Genomic DNA, 18541 nt, shown 5'->3' on the forward strand with positions numbered 1-18541 from the left:
CGGCGCCCTAGGCTTCGAGCTATGGCCCGCTCTTGACCCATTGCCCGGCGTCGCCGACGATGCCGACCGGCACCGCACCGGACAAACTCACGTTCTGCACACTCGGACCGGCCGCCACGATCGTGGTGTCCTGCAATATCGGCAGGACTGTCGACATGTTCCACAGCCGCGGTTCAACTGCGGTAATGACGTCGTTGATGTTCTTGGTGCCATTGAGGGCGGCATCAATGTTCGACTGGATGCTGCGATCGCAAATTCCGGTGAGGTTCGATGGAGCCTTGACCAGCGCGCCGGGATCGGGTGGCGGACTGGGCTTGGTCGAGTCCGGGTTAGGCGTCGGCACAGCCGCTGTGGACGCAGCGGGTGTGGAGGCGGGGCCGCTGGGCGCCGGCACTTGAGTCGCCTGCAGGGCGGGGCAGCCGTATCGAGAGGCCAACAACGTCGCCAGGTTTCCCCCGGCCTGATGCCAGCCCACAAGGGCGTCCACCCGGTTGTCGGTCAACGCTTCGCGATACAGCGTCACCGGATCCAACGCCAGCACGGTCGCGGCGATGCCGACGTCGCGCAGCTGGTCGGCGGCGGTGTTGGCGACGGCCACCGAAGTCGGATCATTGGCCGCCACCCCGATGACCAATGAAAGCTGTCTACCGTCCTTGCTGATGCGGCCACGGATGACTTCCGGCGGCCCGGTGATGACCGGGGTCGTCGATCCCGGGACCGGAGCCGATGGCGAAGCCGAAGTGTTGCTGTCGATCTGGTATCCGGCGTCGGCGAGTAACGCCAGCGCCGCCGCCGTACTCATCGCGGGTGGCGCGGTGGGCACGTAGCCCGGGTCGCTGGGCGAACGGATCTGCGCCTGGTCCAGCGTGACCGTGTTATCGCTGCCGGCACCGACGGCGGCCAGCAGGTCGACGTCGAGCAAACCCAGTATCGCCTTGCGTACCTGGCTGTCGGCCAGCTTGGGTTCGTTGCCGCGCAGTGTCAGCTGCATGACCCGCGGCGTCACGATCCGGGCGGTCCGCACGTCGGGGATGGCCGACAATTGGGCAAAGACCGTCGAACCGCCATGCACCTGGGCGACCTGGGTATCGCCGTTGCGCACGGAATCGGCCAACGCTGCCGGGGCACCAGCGCGGCGAAAGAGTATCAGGGCGGGCTTAGCAGGCGGCCCCCAATAGCGGTCGTTGCGGGCGATCAGGATCTCGTCGCGCTGCGGGTCGATGCTTTCCACCCGGAACTGCCCACCCGTGACCGGTAGCGCGCGGGCCAGTCCCGCGGCAAACCCGCCCGGCACATCTTTGACGATGTGCGCCGGCAGCAGGTTGCCGAACAACTCCCGCCAAGCAGGGTACGGCTGGGAAAAGGTGACAACGGCTTGCTTGCCGCCTTCAAGAGATTGAACAGCAGTGATCAGGTCGTAGCCGGCCGGATCGACGACCCCGGGCTGGCTGACCATCTGCCGCCACAGGTACCAAAAATCGTCGGCAGCGATGGGCGCATTGTCGGTCCATTGCGCCTCGGGCCGGATCTTGTAGGTCACGGTGTAGGGGTTGTCGCTGGTCACATCGGCCGACACCAGCAGTGTCGGATCCATCTCCCAGCGTGAGCCGGTTGGCGAGTTGGCGTCGGGCAGCGGTCGAAACGCGCTGGGCAACACCAGCGCGCTGATCGCCGCGTTCACCGGTGAGAGATCCGACAACAAATGCGGATTAAAGCCAGCGCCGATCGAGTCGATGCCCATGATGATTTGGGTGGGGTGCGGCGGCGGTGGTGGGGTGTTGTGTGTGGTGTCGGTGCTCTGCGGTGCCGGCGGCGGGCTCACCGTACAACCGGACAGCGCCAGTCCCAGCACCAAGATCAGCACGCCCATCGCCACCAGCACGTGACGGGCTCGGTGCAACACGCCCATCAGGGTATCCAGGGGGCCGCCGAGCGTGACGTGGCCGCCAAAAACCGGGCCGAATTTCGCGGTGGCGTCACGCTCGCGCCGATCGGGCGACGCCAAGCTAACCCCGAGCCTTGGCGCGGGCCCGGCTGCGCGCCCGGGTGGTGGCCTCCAGTTCGACCTTGCGGACCCGCACGATTTCCGGAGTCACCTCGACGCATTCGTCGGGCGAGCAGAACTCCATGGCCCGTTCCAGGTCGAATTCGAGCGGCTTGGCCAGCGTCTCGATGACATCGGCGGTTGATGACCGCATGTTGGTCAACTTCTTTTCGCGGGTGACGTTGATATCGAGGTCCTCCGGGCGCGGGTTGATCCCGACGACCATGCCCTCATAGGTGTCCTGCCCGGGGTCGACGAAGAATTGGCCCCGGTCGGCGAGCTGCAGGAGCGCAAACGGCGTGATGGTGCCGGATCGGTCGGACACCAGCGACCCGGTGTGGCGGGCGCGGATCTCGCCGGCCCACGGCCGGTAGCCGTCGAACACCGCGTTAGCAATGCCGGTGCCGCGCGTCAGGGTCAGAAAGTCGGTGCGAAAACCGATCAGGCCTCGGCTAGGCACGATGAAATCCATGCGTACCCAGCCGGCGGCATGGTTGGTCATCTCCTCCAAGCGCCCTTTGCGACCGGCCATCAACTGCGTGATCGCCCCGACAAATTCCTCGGGACAGTCGATTGTCATCGCCTCGAACGGCTCGTGCAGGCGGCCGTCGATCGTCTTAGTGACCACCTGTGGCTTGCCGACGGTGAGCTCGAATCCCTCTCGGCGCATCGTCTCGACCAGCACAGCCAGCGCCAACTCGCCGCGGCCCTGCACCTCCCAGGCGTCGGGGCGGTCGATGTCGAGCACCCGAATCGAGACGTTGCCGACCAATTCAGCGTCCAGCCGGCTGCGCACCATACGCGCAGTCAGCTTGTGTCCGGATACCTTGCCCGCCAGCGGCGAGGTGTTGGTGCCGACAGTCACCGAGATCGCCGGCTCATCGACGGTAATGCGCGGCAGCGCATGCGCGTGATCGGGATCGGCCAGCGTGTCGCCGATCATGATCTCAGGAATCCCGGCGACCGCCACGATATCGCCGGCGATCGCCTCGTCGGTGGGACTGCGCTCGACGCCCTCGGTGGCCAGCAGCTCGGTGATCTTGGCGGTGGTGATGACGGGCACCCCGTCCACCTCGCGCATCCACGCCACCTGCTGTCCCTTGCGCAGCTTGCCGTTGTAGATACGGACCAGGGCAAGCCTGCCCAGGAATGCCGATGCGTCTAGGTTGGTCACCAGCGCCTGCAGCGGCGCCCGCGGGTTCCCAGACGGCGGCGGGATGTGCTCCATCAGCACGTCGAACAGGGGATCCAGGTTGTCGCCGGCAGGATTTTGTCCATCGGCCGGCTGGGCGGTACTGGCCACGCCGGCGCGCCCGGACGCGTACAGCGTGGGTAAGCCCAGTGCGTGCTCAGCGGCCTTGGCCGCTTCGTCGTCGAGATCGGATGCGACGTCCAGCAGCAGGTCGTGGCTGGCCTCGACCACCTCGGCTATCCGGGCGTCGGGCCGGTCGGTCTTGTTGACCACGACGATCACCGGCAGGTGTGCGGTCAGCGCCTTGCGCAGCACAAACCGGGTCTGCGGCAACGGCCCCTCAGAGGCGTCGACCAGCAACAGCACCCCGTCCACCATGGACAGCCCGCGCTCCACCTCGCCACCGAAGTCCGCGTGCCCTGGAGTGTCAATGACGTTTATCACTGTGACCGTCCCGTCCGCGTGGTGGCGGTGCACAGCAGTGTTCTTGGCCAGGATCGTGATGCCCTTTTCGCGTTCCAGATCGCCGCTGTCCATGATGCGTTCCTGCACGTGACCGCGTTCGGCCAACGCGCCTGACTGCCGCAGCATCGCGTCGACCAGGGTGGTTTTCCCGTGATCGACGTGGGCGACGATGGCGACATTGCGGAATGGCACGTCGGTGATTGTGGCAGCCTGATGGTCGGTTCGCGAAAACCGGCGTTGGGCGGGCTCTGGTAGTCGAGCGAAATCGAGTCTGCGTGCCATCTTGACGCCGTAGGGCAGTCAGCGTAGTGCTAGATCCGCCGCCACGTCTGAGTGTGCTGCTATTCCGGTGGCCGGCGGCCGCCTGGACCGCACCGCGAAAGCGCTTGAGCGAGATCTGGAAGCCAGTCACGGTCGGCCGGCACCCAGTCGAGCTGGTGCAGTTGATTCGCCGTCACCCAGCGCAGCGCACGGTGATCATGCGGACACGGTTGGCCACGCAGCACACTTACTCGATACGCCCGCAGGATTGAGTTGCCGTTCAAGAGGATATCGTCGCCCAGCCGGTCGCCCACGGCGATGTCAGCGATCTCGAGGCCCAGTTCCTCGGCCAGCTCACGGGCCAGCGCGGCACGCTCGGTTTCGCCGGGCGCGACCTTACCGCCAGGAAGCTCCCAGCGGCCGGCCAGTTCGGGCGGCCGCACCCGTTGCGCCACCAAGACCGTGGAGCCGAAGATAATGGCTCCGGCCACCACGATCTGAGTTGGCATGACCAGTGACGGTATACCGTTGCGGCCCTGCTTCCGGATTGCGCCCGTAGTGTCCCGAGGCGAGGTTGCAGGGACACCATTGAGAAACTCCGCCGTGACCAGAGCAGGTACCGCTCCTGTGTTGGCTGTGTGAGTGCGAGCCATCGCGGCAAACCGCGGTCACATTGTCATCGGAGTCATCGCAGGTGTCTGGACGGGGAACGCAATCGCCGCTCGCTTATTCGCTCAACGATTTACAGAGTGTGGCCCGATGCCGGGAATGATACGGGCGTGCTGTCTAGGGCGGGACGAATTGAAGAAAGCCGCTGCGGCCGGAGTACCGTCGAGATATGGCTGTGTTATCGGATGAGCAAGTGGACGCCGCATTGCCCGGCCTGCACGGCTGGGAGCGCGCCAACGGTACCCTGCGCCGGTCGATCAAGTTTCCCGGGTTTCTCGACGGCATTGATGCGGTGCGCCGGGTGGCCGAGCACGCGGAGCGCAAGAACCATCATCCGGATATCGATATCCGTTGGCGAACAGTGACTTTCATGCTCGTAACGCACTCAGCGGGCGGAATCACGCAACACGACATCGACCTGGCCCGCGACATCAATGGGATTGTCGGGGCTTGACGGGCTGCACTAGGCGAAGGGCCCGGCGCGTCGTGGCGACCCACCCCAGCGTTGCCAGCGTCGCCACCGGGTAGACCAGCCCGACCCAGGCCAGATACCAGGGGCGGCTGATCACCCAGATGGTGGGCTGGAAAAAGCTCAGCAACCACGGCACACCCACGATCGTCAGCGTCAACCAACCCCAGCCCAAGATCCGCGCGCCGCGACGGTCCCGTAATGGCCCATGTAACAACCAGATCATCAGCGGCACTAGCCACACCCAGTGGTGGGTCCACGAAATCGGCGAGAGCAACAGCCCGAACAGCTCGACTACCAGAAGTTTCCCGAGGCGATCAGGGGCCTCGAGCGCCCGCCAGGCCAAAACGGCGACAACAGCGGTGACAGCGATAGCGGCCACCACCGGCGGGCCAAAACCGGCATCATGCCCAAGTATCCGGGAGATCGCGCCGCGCCAGGATTGATTGAACGACGTGCCGATGGGACCCACCCGGCGAGCGTCGCCCAGCAACTCGGTGAAGTAGTAACGCGCCTGATCGCCGACGATCAGCACCGACACACCAACGGTGGCCAGGAACACCGCAGCCGAACACACCGCGGCACGCCACCGCCGAACGCCGGCCAAGTAGACGGCCGTGATTGCCGGGGTCAGCTTGATTCCCGCAGCCAACCCCACCAGCAAGCCGGCCAGCCACCATCGTGTGGTGTAGACGGCCCACAGCGCCGCCAGCATCAGCAGCACGTTAATTTGCCCGTAGTCGAAGGTGCTGCGCAGCGGCTCGATCCAGATGACGATCGCCGTCCACGCCATCGCCGCCCGGCGATCACCCGAGGACCCGCCTATCAACCGCTGACTGATCCGGACCGCGCCGTACAGCGCGGCCATCGTCGCGATCTGCCACAGCAAAGCGACCAGGCCGAATGGCAGCACATGCAGCGGATAGAAGACGACCGCGGCGAACGGCGGATAGGTGAAGGGCAGCGGGAAGTCGGGCGTCTGGTCGGCGTAAACGTAGCTGTAGAGGGTTCCCGGCTGATTGAGAGCCGCCGCACCGCCTACATAGACATGCAGGTCGACGAAGTTCGCGCCGTTGGGCGTCAGGTAAGTCCAGGCCAGTCGCGCGGCGACACTCAACAGCAGCAGCAGCGCCGCGCATATCTCCCAACGGGCCAGCGAGCTGGCTCGCCGCCAGCTGGTTTCCGCCGTCGGTGCAGCCGAAGTGGTGTTGGTGTCTATCCGCACGACTTTAAGGCCTGTCGACCCGAACCGCCGGCCGCACCGGCGCCGGCGGTAGCACCCTAGCGTCGGAGCTGCGGGCGGCACCGGCGGCGCGGGTGGGCTGCCTGGCCAGTCGGGCGGGTGCGGGGCTGGCTGCCACGCTGGTCTGGCGTCGACCGTGCAATGCGCGACGGGACACACCTGCGCTAGCGTCGCCCGATTCACAGTCGCCGCCAGCGCAGCTGGCCGTCAGCCGCAGTGTCCGGTCACCGCCGACACACGTATCCGTAACGATCCCATAAACGTCACACGTGTCACTTGAGTCACACCTGTACCGCGATAGCTTCGGGTCTCGGGACCTGTCACCGCTAACCAGGGAGAGTCATGCCAACCATGTGGACCTTTGTACGCGCCGCCGCCGTCTTGGTCGGATCGTCGGCCGCACTACTGACGGGCGGTATCGCCCACGCAGATCCGGCGCCGGTGCCGGATCCTGTTGCCAACATCCCGCAACAGCTGATCGCTTCAGCCGCCAACGCGCCGCAAATCCTGCAAAACCTGGCCACCGCCTTGGGCGCCACCCCGCCGAGAGCCCCCGAGCCAGCGCCGGTCGCGTCGCTGCTGCCCGGACTCACCCCAGCCGCACCCGCTGCTGCCCCGGCCGTAACACCGGCCATTCCCGGCGTGAACGCGCCGATTCCCGCGATCACCGCACCCGCGGCGGCGCCGGTGGCAGCTGCGCCCGCCGGCGTTCCGTCCATTCCCGGTGTGAATGCGCCGATCCCGGGTGTTACCGCACCGGTGCCGGCGGCTCCGGCGGCACCTGCAGCGGCGCTCCCAGGGTTGGCGTCGGCGATTCCTGGTCTCGCCCAAGCAGCTCTGCCGGGGCTGACCGCGGGCACCATTCCGGGACTTCCGCTCACACCCGCCGCGCCGGCGGCGCCTGCAAGCCCGCCGCAGACGTTGCTAGGCGCCCTACCCTGAGCAGCGTGTCCGACGACTAACCAACACCGAGGACCGGGAGAAAACACCGTGGCAAGCACGTGCCGTCTGTCCAAAGGTTTGGCCGTCATCGTCGTCAGCTCGGCTGCTGCGTTCGGGCTGTGCCCGGGCGCGGCAGCCGACCCGGCGGCGCCGCAGCCCAACCCCACCCAACAGCTACCGGGCCTGCCCGCGTTGACTCAACTGAGTCCGATAATCCAACAAGCCGCCGGCAACCCCGGGCAGGCGACACAGCTACTCATGGCCGCCGCGCAAGCGTTCGCCCACAACCCGGCGGCGCCGACTGAATCCAAGAACGTCGCCTCCTCGGTGAACCAGTTCATCCAGGAGCCGACCCCTCCCGGGTCGCCTGCGTTGGCCGTTCCGCCAGCTGAGACATTCCCGGTGCCACACGTGCCGCCGCCGGGCGTGGAGCCCGGCACCCTGGCGCATCTGCCGACCGGCATTGATCCGGCGCACGCGGCAGGCCCTGTTCTTGCGGGCGCCCCGACGGCTTCGGCGCCCGCACCCGCCGCAGTACCCACGCCGGCTCCCGTCGCGCCCGCGCCGCCTGCGCCGGCTGCGGCCCCAGCCCCCGCGCCCAATCCCGCGCCGGCTGCAGCGCCTGCGGCGGCTCCGGGATTCGGCCCGGAGGCCCCGCCCACGCAGGACTTCCTGTACCCCTCAATCGGGACGAATTGTCTGGCAGACGGCAGCAATATCATCGCCACCGCACTGTCCGTGGCCGGTCCGGCCAAGATACCCACGCCGGGTCCCGGGCCGGGCCAGACCGCCTATGTATTCACCGCCGTAGGCACCCCCGGACCCGCTGAAACCCAGCGACTGCCGTTGAACGTCACCTGGGTCAACCTCACCACCGGCAAGTCCGGAAGCGCTACCCTCAAGCCGCGCCCCGATATCAACCCGGACGGGCCCACCACATTGACAGTGATCGCCGACACCGGTTCGGGCAGCATCATGTCGACGATCTTCGGGCAGGTCACCACCAAGGAACGGCAGTGCCAATTCATGCCCACCATCGGGTCGACCGTGGTGCCCTAGCGAGCGTCAATACGCCATGAACAAAATGGCGTCGCGGTCGTACTCCAATCCCGGATGAACGTCGGCAAGGTGCTTTTGGGTCAAGTCGACCAACTCGTCCTCGTCCTTGCCGGCGATGGCTTCGCCGCACGGACACGTTATGTGTGTCTTCACGTTGCCGCCTTTCCCTTGGCTTTACCCATGGCCTTCAGCTGCTTCTTGTGCGATCGCACCTGACCCAGTGAACGGGCGTCCACGATGTCGGCGACGGAGATGTACGTGCCAGGTTGGCCGAACTCTCCCGCCGCCTCCTGCCAGCCCGGCGGTGTCACGCCGTACTGCTTGCCCAGCAGCGCCAGGAAAATCTTGGCCTTTTGCTCACCAAAGCCGGGTAGCCCCTTGAGCCGCCGCAGCAACTCTGCGCCGTCGGGATCTCCGGCCGTCCATAAGGCCGCGGCGTCACCGCCGTAGCGGTCCACAACAAGCTGCGCAAGCGCCTGGATGCGCTTGGCCATCGACCCCGGAAAGCGATGTATCGCAGGCTTTTCCGAGCACAGCGCGGCGAACTTGTCCGGGTCGTAATCGGCTATCGCGCCGGCGTCGACACCACCCATCCGATCAGCGATCTTCTTGGGGCCGGCGAACGCGGTTTCCATCGGCACCTGCTGGTCGAGCAGCATGCCCACCAGCAACGCTAATGGGTTGGAGTCCAGCAGCGCGTCGGCGGCCGGATCTTGGACAAGCTGCAGCTTCGGCACTCGGACAGTCTAGAGCCGCGTCCAGGCTCGGCTCTAGGGGAGCCCGGAGGCAGGACCGAATGGTCGTTGCGACAACACCTTTGGGCTCGTGCGGCTACGAGCCGCTCTTGCGCCGGAATTCTCGGCGGCTTTCCACCGGGCCGTGCGCCCGCGGCTGCTTGGCGCCGCCATCCTTGTGATCGGACCCGCCCGAAGATTTCGCCATCTTGCGGTCCAGGGCTTCGCGGAACTTACGCTTGGTCTCGTCCTCGGGGGAGTTCGATTCAGCCATACCCGCAGCCTAGCCGTGGGACCTCAGCGCTTGCCCGGTGGCAGGCCGTAGACATGCGAGATTGGCAACGTCAGCAGCACCCGGCGATCGGTGACCATCGCCTCCCGGTATTCGTCCCAATCCGGATGCTCACCAGCGATGTTGCGGTACAAGGCAATTAGCGCCTCCACCGTCTCGTCGTCGGGCGCGGCTGCGGGCGGCGTCAGTTCCGCGGTACCCTCGGCGACGGCATACGACCAGCCGTCGTCAGCGTCGACGAGGATCGAGGCCCGCGGGTCGCGGCGCAAGTTGCGGGTCTTGGCCCGCGGCTCGGTGATCGAGACCTGAAACACCAGGGTGCGCGGGTCGAAGTGGTACTGCACATTGGAGAGCTGGGGTCGCCCATCATGTTTGATGGTGGCCAGCACGCCAATCGAGTTACCGCTGATCACGGCCAATAGCTTGTCGTCGAAGACGTGGCGTCCCATGCCCGAAAGCCTACGTTGCCGCGCGCCGTCTCCGGACAACCTGGTGGAATCGGGTTCATGACCCAATTCGCGGCATTTCTGCGCGGCGTCAATGTCGGGGGGGTCAACCTCACAATGACCGAGGTGGCCGCCGCGTTGGCCACCGCCGGGTTCGCCAACGTGCGCACCATCCTGGCCAGCGGTAACGTTCGCTTCGAATCCTGCTCGAGTGCCGCTGAAGCGCGAAAGCAAGCAGCGGCCGCGTTACGCGAGAAGTTTGGCTACGACGCCTGGGTGCTGGTCTACGACATCGATACCGTGCGCGCCATCGACGAGAGGTATCCGTTTGAACGCGAGGTCGACGGATATCAGTCCTACGTCACGTTCGTTAGTGACGACGCCGTGCTCGACGAACTCGCGGCGCTGGCAGTCGGCCCCAACGAGAAGATCAGCCGCGGCCCAGGCGTCATCTATTGGCAAGTGGTGAAGGGAAGTACGTTGGCTAGCACCATCGGCCAAACCATGGGAAAGCAGCGTTACAAGTCGTCGACCACGACCCGTAACCTGCGGACGATCGCCAAGGTGCTGCGGTGAGCGCCCGGGAGCGGTCATCGCAGCACCAGGTCGCCCTGTATGCGGCGAGCAGGCACTGCAGCTAATCGCCGAGTGCGCCAAGAATTTCCCTGCTGGCCGCATGATTTTCGACCTGCCGCCACGCTGGTTCTCCATCTTCGGTCGCATGGGCATCCGAACGTCGCTGCGCTACAAGATTCCACCGCTGCCGTTCAGCCTGTCGGTCAGGCAAGCCGCCGATCTGGTGAACACGCTGCCGGGCATTCGCGCGGTCCGCGACGTGCCGTTGCCAGCCGGCCGCGGCGTGGTGTTCAACGCTGCGCTATCGACGATCTACCGCATGCCCGTCTGCGACGGCTTGCGTCGGTGCCTGACGTTGCTGGCGTTCGGCTAGCTTCTTAATCGTCCGGCACGTTGGTGAGGTAGCGTATCGCGTCGGATTTGGTCAGGCCTAAGGCGCGGGCGACTTCGACATATTCCTTGGCCGCGGCCGCCATGGCGGCGTCCGTGGGATCGAATCGAGAGATAAAAGTGCCGAAGCGCCCCCGTGTTTCGACGATCGCGGCCGACTCCAGCTCCCGGTAGGCGCGGGCCACGGTGTTGGCGGCCACGCCAAGTTGACCAGCCAGGTTACGGACCGTCGGAAGGCGGGTGCCGGGCGGTAACGCGCCGGCTCGGACTCCGTCGATCACCTGGGTTCTGAGCTGGTCGAATAGGGGCTTGCCCGCCTTCACATCGACCCGTAACAAATCGCGCAGCTCCACGTGTCCAGTATCTCCCAAGCCGGGCTATGTTTGTGGGATGCGAGTGACGGTGCTCAGTGGGGCGGGCATCTCCGCGGAGAGCGGCGTACCAACCTTCCGTGACGACAAGAACGGATTGTGGGCCCGCTTCGACCCCTACGAGCTGTCCAGCACCCAGGGTTGGGAGCGCAACCCCGAGCGGGTGTGGGGTTGGTATCTGTGGCGCCATTATCTGGTGGCCGAGGTGGAACCCAACGATGGGCACCGCGCGATAGCCGGCTGGCAGGGCCAGGCCGAAGTCACCGTCGTCACCCAGAATGTGGATGATCTGCACGAGCGCGCCGGCAGCATCCCGGTGCACCATCTGCACGGCAGCCTTTTTGAATTCCGTTGCGCCCGTTGCGGTGTGCCCTACACCGACCCGCTGCCGGCGATGGCCGAGCCGGCCATAGAAGTGCAGCCGCCGGTCTGCGGATGCGGCGGCCTGATTCGACCCGACATCGTCTGGTTCGGTGAGCCGCTGCCCGAGGGGCCGTGGCGAAGCGCCGTTGAGGCGACCGAGGCCGCCGATGTGATGGTGGTGGTCGGCACGTCGGCGATCGTCTACCCAGCCGCCGGGTTGCCCGAGCTGGCGCTGGCCCGGGGGACGGCGGTCATCGAGGTCAATCCAGAGCCCACACCGCTATCCCGAAACGCCACGATCTGCGTGCGCGAGTCGGCGAGTCGCGCGTTGCCCGGGCTGTTGCAGCGGTTGCCGGCGCTGTTGAAGTAGCTCTGCATCGAACCTGCGCACAGATCGGGGTCGGCTAGTCATTGGCGTGGTCGTCACCGGTCGTTCTGCCGAGCTGGTCAGGGCGCATACGCCCGGCCCAGCACCAATTCGGACACCGGCACCGGCGCCCAGAACGGCAATGTCCACTCCCGGCGAGCAGTCTCCACCTGGAATCCCGCCGCGACGATCGCGCGCTCAGTGTCACGGTGGGTGTGGCAGTTACCCGCAACGCGCGGCCAGAACGTCGCGTCGACAAACTGCTGCAATCGGCCCCGCGGGCCGGCGCTGGCTACATGCTCGAGATACCGCAACTGCCCGCCGGGGCGCAGTAGCGAACGCAGATGCACCAACACGCCGATCGGGTCGTGCACCGAGCACAGCACCAGCGAGCAGACCACTGCGTCGAAGGGCTCCCCAGCGGTGAACTGCTCGGCCGTATCGCCGGTCACCACAACCGGAATGGGCGCGTCCGCGGCGGTCCCGCGGGCTTTGTCCGCCAAGCGCGGCTCGGGCTCCACGGCTACTACTTGCCGGACCGACTTGGGGTAATAGGCGAAGTTCGTCCCGACGCCCGCACCGATTTCCAGCACCCGGCCGGACAACCCGGCTAGATTCTCCCGACGCAGGTCACGCACGGCCTGGGCTTCGTGCGCAGCAACGAAAGGCCAGATCCGGGCAAAGAACGGGTGCTCGTTGGCGCCGCGCGTCATACCCGCGCTGCTTCCGATGCCGCTTCTGAGGACCGATGCTGCATGACCCAGTTCACCAGTTGCCGAGACGTCGCGTGCGGGCCAACCAGCCCAGCCACCATGTGGCCGCACAGGATTGCGCCCAGCACTCGGTCGGCGAAGGCTTCCACATCACCGAATGGCAAGTGCGGCTTGGTAATCAACAGGGCAGCCACACCGTGCGCGGCGGTCCACAACTCCAGGGCAATGGTGGTGGGCTCGTCGGTCCGGTAGACGCCCTCGTCCGTCAGCGCCTGCACGGAGACGCACATGTGCTGGAACGCTGAGCTGTCCAGGGCGATATCGACGTTGCTGCCCGGCCGCCACTCCCCCATGGTGGCCAGGCGGTACAACTCCGGGGTCTGCAGAGCGAACCGCACATATGCCAGAGCCTGCGCCCGCAGCACCTCCACAGTGGACGATTGCCCGAGGGCCGCGCGCGCCATTTCGTCGTCGAGTCGTGCCAGATAGCGCGCGCAGACCGCGTCCAATAGCGCTTCTTTGTCCTCGAAGTGCAGATAAATCGACGGCGGGGTGACGCCCACACGGCGGGCCACCGACCGGATCGATACCGCCCTGGCCTGCCCCGTCTGCAGCAGCAGCTCGGTGGCCGCGTCCAGGATCTCCTGGCGCAACCGATCACCTGACCCACGCGGGGCACGCGCGCGACGAAGTTCGGTCGAGACGCTAGCCATTGCCGGTCAAGCCCGCGGGGATCGGCCGCTCGTCGGGGCGCTCCGCCGTCTGGGCGTCGTGCTGAGCAGCGCCGGCCTCGTTGATACCAAAGCGCTCATGCAGCCACCCTAAGGGCTTGGGCGCCCACCAGTTCCAGCTGCCCATCACATGCATGAACGCCGGCACCAGAACCATGCGCACCAGGGTGGCGTCCGCGGCCACGGCCAAGGTCAGGCCGAGCCCGAACATCCGCATGAACGACACGTTCGCAGCGATCAGCGCGGCGAACGACATCGACATCACCAGTGCGGCCGCGGTGATCACCCGCCCGGTGCGGGCCACTCCGAGCGCCACGCTCTCGTCGTTGGCGGCATGCGCCTGGGCCGGGCTCGGGTTTGCCGGGTGGGCGGCTCCGGAAGCCAGCCAGTACTCGCGGATCCGGGCGACCAGGAATACCTCGTAGTCCATGGACAGCCCGAATGCGATGCAGAACAACAGCACCGGCATGTTCGCCACCAGCGTCCCGCTCGGGGTCGTGCCCAGCGCGCCAAGATGGCCGTCCTGGAAGATCCAAACCAGCGCGCCGAACGCCGCGCTCAGCGAGAGCACATTACACACCAGCGCTTTAGCCGGCAGCACGACGCTGCCGGTGAGCAGGAATAGCAGCACGAAGGTGATGGCGGCCATCAGGCCCAGCACCAGCGGAAGTCGGTTCGTCACCGCATCGACGCTGTCCCGGTTCACCTGCGCCAGGCCGGCCATCGCGACGGATCGGCCGGCCGGGCCGGTCACGTGATGCAACCGATTGAGTTGCGTATCGGCGGCTGGCGAAAACAGCGGCGCGGTGCTGCTCACGGTCAGGAACGCGCTGCCATCGGAGAAGCCGGTGGCTGCCGCCGGTGGCCCCATCCGTTTGCCGCCAACAAACGTTCCGCTCGGGGCAGTTACCGCCGACACGTTGGGAACCTGCGACAGGTCGGCGGCGTAGCTGTCCAGATCGGCCGCAGTCAGACCGCGCGCATCGGGAACGACGACGGGCACAGCCATCGCACGGTCGTGGGTGAAGTTCTTGCGCAGCTGGTCACCAACCTGACGTGCCGACGCTGAACTCGGCAGCACCCGGTCATCGGGGAAACCCCACTTCACCGACAGGAACGGAAGCCCGAGCAGCACGAGCACGGCGGTGACAGCCAGACCGATCGGCAGCCAGCGGCGCATGACGAATTTGGTGGACCGGTACCAGAAGAGCTGTTGGACGGGTTTGTGCACCGGTTCGGGGCGACCCAGCACCCGTCGTAGCAGGCGACGCACGTCCCACGCGTCCAGGCGCGGACCGAGCAGCACGATCGCGGCCGGGGTTATCACGATCGACGCTGCGGCGACGAAGGCGACCGTGGCCACGCCGGCGTAGGCGAATGACTTCAGGAAGTACATCGGGAAGGCCACCGTCGCCGCCATTGACAGCGCCACCGTGGTCGCGGAGAACAGCACGGTGCGACCCGATGTCGCCATGGTCGCGATCAACGCCTCGTCGCGGTCAGCGCCCTCGGCCAGCTCGTCGCGATAACGGCTGATGATCAGCAGGGTGTAGTCGATGGCCAGCGCCAGACCCAACGCGGTGCTCAAATTGAGGGCGAAGATCGACACCTCGGTGCTAAACGTCACCAGCCGCAACACCGCCATCGAACCGACCACGGCCAAGGCGCCAAGCGCCATCGGCAACGCCGCGGCCAACAGCCCACCGAACACCCACACCAGCACCAGGAAGCTCAGCGGAATCGCAATGGCCTCCATCACCAGCAAGTCTTCTTGGTTTTGCTTGTTGATCTGGGCGTACTCCATCGCCGAGCCACCCGCGCGGACGGTGACACCGTCGCGGTCGTGGACGATCTGGTCGGCCAATGTTTGGGCGTTGTGCTGCGCGTGGTTTTCGCCGCCCTTGATGTTCACCACAATCAATCCCGACTTGTCATCGGCGCTTACCAGATCGCTGGATGCGTGCGGCGGCGAGGTCCATGGCGAGGCGGTGTTGTATACCAAGGGCGACTGTGTGAGCTCGGCGACAAGGCCGGTGCCGACCTGGCGGGCCTGCTCGCTGCCGACGCCGTCGGGTGCTGTCACCAGGATCAGCATCTGCTGACCGCTTTGCCCGAACTTTTCGGCCAAAACCGCGATGGCGTGCCCCGATTCAGAATTCGGATCCTGAAAACCTCCCGGAGACAGACTGCTAGCGACCGGGATCCCCAAGATCGCGGCGGCGATAAAGACCAGTAACGCCGCCCCAATGATTCGACGCGGCGCCGCGATGGCTAGTCGAGCGATCCCCTGCAACATCAAGCGCCCCTCCGACGCGGGCGCTAACCGTCCGCAGCGGCGGCGCCATATCCGCGGTAACTTATCAGCGATAACTTACAGGCGTCAAACAACGCCTGCCCTAAGCACGAACGCGGTTACCGGGATGGTTCACCGGCGTGGCCCAGCCTGGCCCCGGGACACCCTACCGACCGGTAAGAATTGCCACCATTTTCCGAATCGTGACTCACGGATTCCTTAATGGCGGCTCCTAGTCTCAATGTCATGTGGATCGACGACTCGAGTGCCGACGTCATCAAGGCCGACTTCGAGGCTCTCTACCACGGCGACATGCTGGTGGAAGGTGAGACCTCCGAGCAGCTCGAAGACTGGCACCCGCTGCCTACGGCAAGCTGAGGCAGATCATGGGCATGCTCGCACGGCTACTCATTGCCGAGCCCGCCATCAGTCGATGGTTTCGTCGATAATCGAGTTCTCCGTTTCCAAAGTGAGCCCCCGCCATTGCGGGGGTTTTTCGTATTCAGCCCTTAGCGCGGCGCCATCCGGATGGCGCCGTCCAAACGGATGACCTCGCCGTTGAGCATCGGGTTTTCGACGATGTGCACCGCCAGCGCCCCGTACTCGTCAGGGTTTCCCAGCCGCGACGGATGCGGCACCTGCTTGCCCAGCGACGCCTTGGCCTCCTCGGGCAACGACGCCAGCAGCGGGGTGTCGAACAGGCCGGGCGCGATGGTCATCACCCGGATACGGTGGCTGGCCAGGTCACGGGCAATCGGCAGGGTCATGCCGACCACCCCGCCCTTGGATGCCGAGTAGGCGGCTTGGCCGATCTGGCCGTCGAAGGCGGCTACCGACGCCGTGTTGACGATGACTCCGCGTTCTTCACCGTTGGGGCCGATCGGCTCCGTCTTGGCGATGCGCTCGGCACCTAGCCGCAGCACGTTGAAGGTGCCGACCAGGTTGATGTCCACGATCTTGCGGAACGCCTCCAACGGGAACACACCGTCGCGGCCCAGCACGCGAATCGCGTTGCCGGTGCCGGCGCAGTTGACGATGATGCGCAGCGGGCCCAACGATTCCGCCAGATCCAGCGCGCCGGTGACGGCGGCCTCATCGGTCACATCGGCTTGCGCGAACCGAGCCCGATCACCGAGTGCCCCCACCACGTCTTCGCCGCGCAGGTCCAGCACCACCACCTGAGCCCCGGCGTCCAGCAGCCGCTTGGTGGTGGCCAGGCCCAGGCCCGAGGCGCCTCCGGTGACGACGGCGACGGCGTCCCTGATCTGCATGCGAGTCCCTTTTCCGTTCAATCTCCCGACCTACTGGTTGGTTGGGACTATACCTAGCAGGCTCAGGTCGAAACAGGCCGGGACTCGGCCCGGGAAGTAACCGGCCGCTGGCCCGGCGGCTATGTCAAGCCGTTGAGGCCGTTTTCGCCGATGAGCTGCCCGCCGGTGCCGCCGACGCCGGGCGTGCCCTTGGCGGCGGCTTGGCCGCCGTTGCCGCCGTTTCCGCCGTTTCCGATCAACACGGCGTTGCCGCCGGTGCCGCCGTTGCCGCCGGTTGTTGCGGCGGCGCCGCCGGCGCCGCCGTTGCCGCCGTTGCCCGTCGCGCCGGCTTGACCGCCGTTGCCGCCGGCGCCGCCGGTGGAGCCGGCGACTTGGCTGCCGGTACCGCCAGCTCCACCTGAGCCGCCGGAGCCGAACAAGAAGCCGGCGTTGCCGCCGATCCCGCCTTTACCGCCGTTGCCGGCGCCTGCGCCTTGTCCACCGTGGCCACCGTTGCCGCCGGCCCCGCCGGAGCCGAAGACCAAGCCTCCGGTGCCGCCGGCCCCGCCGGCCCCGCCGTTGGCGAAGGCAGCCCCGCCCGCCCCGCCGGCGCCGCCGGAGGGACCGATGGCGAGCAAGCCGGCGTTGCCGCCTGCCCCACCGGCACCGCCGGTGGTCCCGCCGCCAAACCCGGCGCCACCGGTGCCGCCGGTGCCGCCGGCGCCGAACAGCCCGCCAGCGCCGCCGGTACCGCCGGCGCCGCCGGTGGTGGAACCGCCAGCGCCGCCGACACCGCCGGTTCCACCTTCTCCGAACAGCCCGCCAGCGCCGCCGGCCCCACCGGCTCCGCCGGTGCCGCCGGTGCCGCCGTATCCACCGACCCCGCCGTTGGCTAACAGCCCGCCGCGCCCGCCGGCGCCGCCGACCCCGCCTGTGGCCGCGGCACCAGCACCAGAGCCGCCGATGCCGCCGGTACCGGCCGCGCCGGCGAGGACGCCGGCGTTCCCGCCGGCGCCGCCGGCCCCGCCATTGCTGATCATGACGGTCGCGACCCCGCCGCTGCCGCCAGTGCCGCCGGAGCCAAACAGCAAGGCGGCGCCTCCGGCCCCGCCGGCGCCGGAGGCGCCGCCGCCGGCCGTGGAGTTACCGCCGGCCCCTCCGGTGCCGCCGGTGCCGAACAAGATCCCGCCGGCCCCGCCGGCGCCGCCGGGCGCGCCGTTGGCCGCGCCGGGTGCACCGGACCCGCCGTTTCCGCCGTTGCCGAACAACCAGCCGCCGGCCCCGCCGTCGGCCCCGGTTCCCGGGGTGCCGTTGGCGCCGTTGCCGATCAGTGGCCGCCCAGTTAATGCCTGGGTAGGCCCGTTGATCGCGGCCAGCACCTGCTGCCGCAGGGCGAGCAATGGATTGGGGTTGGCAGGAGCGTTGAAGCCGTCGGCACCCAACACCAGCCCGCCGAAGCCGCCCAGGCCGTTGGGGCCGAGGGTAGCGCCGATGCCACCGCTACCGCCGTTGCCGCCATTGCCGATCAGCACCCCAATGCCGCCGGGGCCGCCGGGGCCACCAAGGCCCACGCCGGAGCCGCCGCTACCGCCGTTACCGCCGTTGCCGACCAGCCCGGGCGTGCCGCCGGCGCCGCCGGCGCCCCCGCTGGTAGCGGCGGCGGCGCTGGTG

Annotated in this window: 19 protein-coding genes and 4 pseudogenes; 7 read left to right on the top strand and 16 right to left on the bottom strand. The window is 67.2% G+C overall.

Annotated elements, in window-relative coordinates:
- Positions 1-19: 19 nt before the first annotated feature.
- The 4 genes and pseudogenes from F0Q45_RS07785 to F0Q45_RS28600 all read right to left on the bottom strand — a co-directional run.
- Positions 20-1909: an ABC transporter family substrate-binding protein gene (locus F0Q45_RS07785; RefSeq protein WP_149653410.1), complete on the bottom strand. Its 1890-nt coding sequence runs from the start codon at positions 1907-1909 to the stop codon at positions 20-22.
- Positions 1910-2006: 97 nt separating this feature from the next.
- Positions 2007-3893: a translational GTPase TypA gene (gene typA, locus F0Q45_RS07790; protein WP_149653411.1), complete on the bottom strand. Its 1887-nt coding sequence runs from the start codon at positions 3891-3893 to the stop codon at positions 2007-2009.
- A 149-nt stretch (positions 3894-4042) separates the two neighbouring features.
- Positions 4043-4471: a (deoxy)nucleoside triphosphate pyrophosphohydrolase gene (locus F0Q45_RS07795; RefSeq protein WP_149653393.1), complete on the bottom strand. Its 429-nt coding sequence runs from the start codon at positions 4469-4471 to the stop codon at positions 4043-4045.
- Positions 4359-4670, bottom strand: a pseudogene (locus F0Q45_RS28600) (DUF3761 domain-containing protein); the annotation flags it as partial. The gene F0Q45_RS07795 and the pseudogene F0Q45_RS28600, both read right to left, overlap by 113 nt.
- Before the next feature lie 130 nt (positions 4671-4800).
- On the opposite strand from F0Q45_RS28600, the gene F0Q45_RS07805 reads away from it, so the two are divergent.
- On the top strand, positions 4801-5085 hold the full coding sequence (locus F0Q45_RS07805) for a 4a-hydroxytetrahydrobiopterin dehydratase (protein WP_149653394.1): 285 nt from the start codon (positions 4801-4803) through the stop codon (positions 5083-5085).
- Here the strand turns inward: F0Q45_RS07805 and F0Q45_RS07810 are convergent.
- Positions 5063-6325 carry a mannosyltransferase gene (locus F0Q45_RS07810; RefSeq protein ID WP_262490911.1) on the bottom strand — a complete coding sequence of 421 codons (1263 nt, stop codon included), beginning with the start codon at positions 6323-6325 and terminating at the stop codon, positions 5063-5065. The genes F0Q45_RS07805 and F0Q45_RS07810 overlap by 23 nt on opposite strands.
- A gap of 360 nt (positions 6326-6685) precedes the next feature.
- On the opposite strand from F0Q45_RS07810, the gene F0Q45_RS07815 reads away from it, so the two are divergent.
- On the top strand, positions 6686-7285 hold the full coding sequence (locus F0Q45_RS07815; protein WP_149653396.1) for a hypothetical protein: 600 nt from the start codon (positions 6686-6688) through the stop codon (positions 7283-7285).
- A 7-nt stretch (positions 7286-7292) separates the two neighbouring features.
- Positions 7293-8344: pseudogene (locus F0Q45_RS07820) on the top strand (Rv1157c family protein); the annotation flags it as partial.
- A 6-nt stretch (positions 8345-8350) separates the two neighbouring features.
- Here F0Q45_RS07820 and F0Q45_RS07825 read toward each other — a convergent pair.
- The 4 genes from F0Q45_RS07825 to F0Q45_RS07840 form a co-directional block, all read right to left on the bottom strand.
- Positions 8351-8497, bottom strand: coding sequence for a DUF1059 domain-containing protein (locus F0Q45_RS07825; RefSeq protein WP_149653398.1), 147 nt, complete (start codon positions 8495-8497; stop codon positions 8351-8353).
- Positions 8494-9081: an HhH-GPD-type base excision DNA repair protein gene (locus F0Q45_RS07830; RefSeq protein ID WP_149653399.1), complete on the bottom strand. Its 588-nt coding sequence runs from the start codon at positions 9079-9081 to the stop codon at positions 8494-8496. Before F0Q45_RS07830 ends, F0Q45_RS07825 begins: the two co-directional genes overlap by 4 nt.
- A gap of 94 nt (positions 9082-9175) precedes the next feature.
- Positions 9176-9352 carry a DUF5302 domain-containing protein gene (locus F0Q45_RS07835; protein ID WP_149653400.1) on the bottom strand — a complete coding sequence of 59 codons (177 nt, stop codon included), beginning with the start codon at positions 9350-9352 and terminating at the stop codon, positions 9176-9178.
- Between the two features lie 23 nt (positions 9353-9375).
- Complete coding sequence (locus tag F0Q45_RS07840; RefSeq protein WP_149653401.1) at positions 9376-9819, bottom strand: PPOX class F420-dependent oxidoreductase; 444 nt, start codon at positions 9817-9819, stop codon at positions 9376-9378.
- Positions 9820-9876: 57 nt separating this feature from the next.
- On the opposite strand from F0Q45_RS07840, the gene F0Q45_RS07845 reads away from it, so the two are divergent.
- Both F0Q45_RS07845 and F0Q45_RS07850 read left to right on the top strand, forming a co-directional pair.
- On the top strand, positions 9877-10392 hold the full coding sequence (locus F0Q45_RS07845; RefSeq protein ID WP_149653402.1) for a DUF1697 domain-containing protein: 516 nt from the start codon (positions 9877-9879) through the stop codon (positions 10390-10392).
- A gap of 46 nt (positions 10393-10438) precedes the next feature.
- Positions 10439-10765: pseudogene (locus tag F0Q45_RS07850) on the top strand (class I SAM-dependent methyltransferase); the annotation flags it as partial.
- Between the two features lie 4 nt (positions 10766-10769).
- Here the strand turns inward: F0Q45_RS07850 and F0Q45_RS07855 are convergent.
- The gene (locus F0Q45_RS07855; protein ID WP_149653403.1) at positions 10770-11135 is read right to left on the bottom strand and encodes a GntR family transcriptional regulator; all 366 of its coding nucleotides are present in this window, start codon (positions 11133-11135) and stop codon (positions 10770-10772) included.
- Between the two features lie 37 nt (positions 11136-11172).
- On the opposite strand from F0Q45_RS07855, the gene F0Q45_RS07860 reads away from it, so the two are divergent.
- Positions 11173-11886, top strand: coding sequence for an NAD-dependent deacylase (locus F0Q45_RS07860; protein WP_149653404.1), 714 nt, complete (start codon positions 11173-11175; stop codon positions 11884-11886).
- A gap of 77 nt (positions 11887-11963) precedes the next feature.
- On the opposite strand, the gene F0Q45_RS07865 is transcribed toward F0Q45_RS07860, so the two are convergent.
- From F0Q45_RS07865 to F0Q45_RS07875, 3 genes are read right to left on the bottom strand one after another with little or no spacing between them, the layout of a single operon-like run.
- Entirely contained in the window at positions 11964-12596 is a 633-nt protein-coding gene (locus F0Q45_RS07865) for a class I SAM-dependent methyltransferase (protein WP_149653405.1), read from the bottom strand.
- Positions 12593-13309, bottom strand: coding sequence for a TetR/AcrR family transcriptional regulator (locus F0Q45_RS07870; protein WP_149653406.1), 717 nt, complete (start codon positions 13307-13309; stop codon positions 12593-12595). The genes F0Q45_RS07865 and F0Q45_RS07870 overlap by 4 nt, the downstream gene beginning before the upstream one ends.
- On the bottom strand, positions 13302-15623 hold the full coding sequence (locus F0Q45_RS07875) for an MMPL family transporter (RefSeq protein ID WP_149653407.1): 2322 nt from the start codon (positions 15621-15623) through the stop codon (positions 13302-13304). Before F0Q45_RS07875 ends, F0Q45_RS07870 begins: the two co-directional genes overlap by 8 nt.
- A 243-nt stretch (positions 15624-15866) precedes the next feature.
- On the opposite strand from F0Q45_RS07875, the gene F0Q45_RS29135 reads away from it, so the two are divergent.
- Positions 15867-15998 carry a hypothetical protein gene (locus F0Q45_RS29135; protein ID WP_023366671.1) on the top strand — a complete coding sequence of 44 codons (132 nt, stop codon included), beginning with the start codon at positions 15867-15869 and terminating at the stop codon, positions 15996-15998.
- Between the two features lie 131 nt (positions 15999-16129).
- Here the strand turns inward: F0Q45_RS29135 and F0Q45_RS07885 are convergent, their stop codons facing one another.
- The 3 genes and pseudogenes from F0Q45_RS07885 to F0Q45_RS30135 all read right to left on the bottom strand — a co-directional run.
- Positions 16130-16891, bottom strand: coding sequence for a 3-hydroxyacyl-CoA dehydrogenase (locus F0Q45_RS07885; RefSeq protein WP_149653408.1), 762 nt, complete (start codon positions 16889-16891; stop codon positions 16130-16132).
- Between the two features lie 119 nt (positions 16892-17010).
- Positions 17011-18138: a PE family protein gene (locus tag F0Q45_RS30460; RefSeq protein WP_444875254.1), complete on the bottom strand. Its 1128-nt coding sequence runs from the start codon at positions 18136-18138 to the stop codon at positions 17011-17013.
- Between the two features lie 3 nt (positions 18139-18141).
- Positions 18142-18234, bottom strand: a pseudogene (locus F0Q45_RS30135) (hypothetical protein); the annotation flags it as partial.
- Between the last annotated feature and the right edge of the window lie 307 nt (positions 18235-18541).

Source organism: Mycobacterium simiae, from assembly GCF_008370645.1.
GTDB lineage: Bacteria > Actinomycetota > Actinomycetes > Mycobacteriales > Mycobacteriaceae > Mycobacterium > Mycobacterium simiae_A.

What these genes read in the sequence shown, in the direction of transcription:
- F0Q45_RS29135 (WP_023366671.1), top strand. Translation starts at nt 15,867, where the DNA reads ATGTGGATCGACGACTCGAGTGCCGACGTCATCAAGGCCGACTTCGAG.
- F0Q45_RS07795 (WP_149653393.1), bottom strand. Translation starts at nt 4,471, where the DNA reads ATGCCAACTCAGATCGTGGTGGCCGGAGCCATTATCTTCGGCTCCACG.
- F0Q45_RS07815 (WP_149653396.1), top strand. Translation starts at nt 6,686, where the DNA reads ATGCCAACCATGTGGACCTTTGTACGCGCCGCCGCCGTCTTGGTCGGA.
- F0Q45_RS07845 (WP_149653402.1), top strand. Translation starts at nt 9,877, where the DNA reads ATGACCCAATTCGCGGCATTTCTGCGCGGCGTCAATGTCGGGGGGGTC.
- F0Q45_RS07835 (WP_149653400.1), bottom strand. Translation starts at nt 9,352, where the DNA reads ATGGCTGAATCGAACTCCCCCGAGGACGAGACCAAGCGTAAGTTCCGC.
- F0Q45_RS07860 (WP_149653404.1), top strand. Translation starts at nt 11,173, where the DNA reads ATGCGAGTGACGGTGCTCAGTGGGGCGGGCATCTCCGCGGAGAGCGGC.
- F0Q45_RS07840 (WP_149653401.1), bottom strand. Translation starts at nt 9,819, where the DNA reads ATGGGACGCCACGTCTTCGACGACAAGCTATTGGCCGTGATCAGCGGT.
- F0Q45_RS07805 (WP_149653394.1), top strand. Translation starts at nt 4,801, where the DNA reads ATGGCTGTGTTATCGGATGAGCAAGTGGACGCCGCATTGCCCGGCCTG.
- F0Q45_RS07875 (WP_149653407.1), bottom strand. Translation starts at nt 15,623, where the DNA reads ATGTTGCAGGGGATCGCTCGACTAGCCATCGCGGCGCCGCGTCGAATC.
- F0Q45_RS07870 (WP_149653406.1), bottom strand. Translation starts at nt 13,309, where the DNA reads ATGGCTAGCGTCTCGACCGAACTTCGTCGCGCGCGTGCCCCGCGTGGG.
- F0Q45_RS07865 (WP_149653405.1), bottom strand. Translation starts at nt 12,596, where the DNA reads ATGACGCGCGGCGCCAACGAGCACCCGTTCTTTGCCCGGATCTGGCCT.
- F0Q45_RS07885 (WP_149653408.1), bottom strand. Translation starts at nt 16,891, where the DNA reads ATGCAGATCAGGGACGCCGTCGCCGTCGTCACCGGAGGCGCCTCGGGC.
- F0Q45_RS07785 (WP_149653410.1), bottom strand. Translation starts at nt 1,909, where the DNA reads ATGGGCGTGTTGCACCGAGCCCGTCACGTGCTGGTGGCGATGGGCGTG.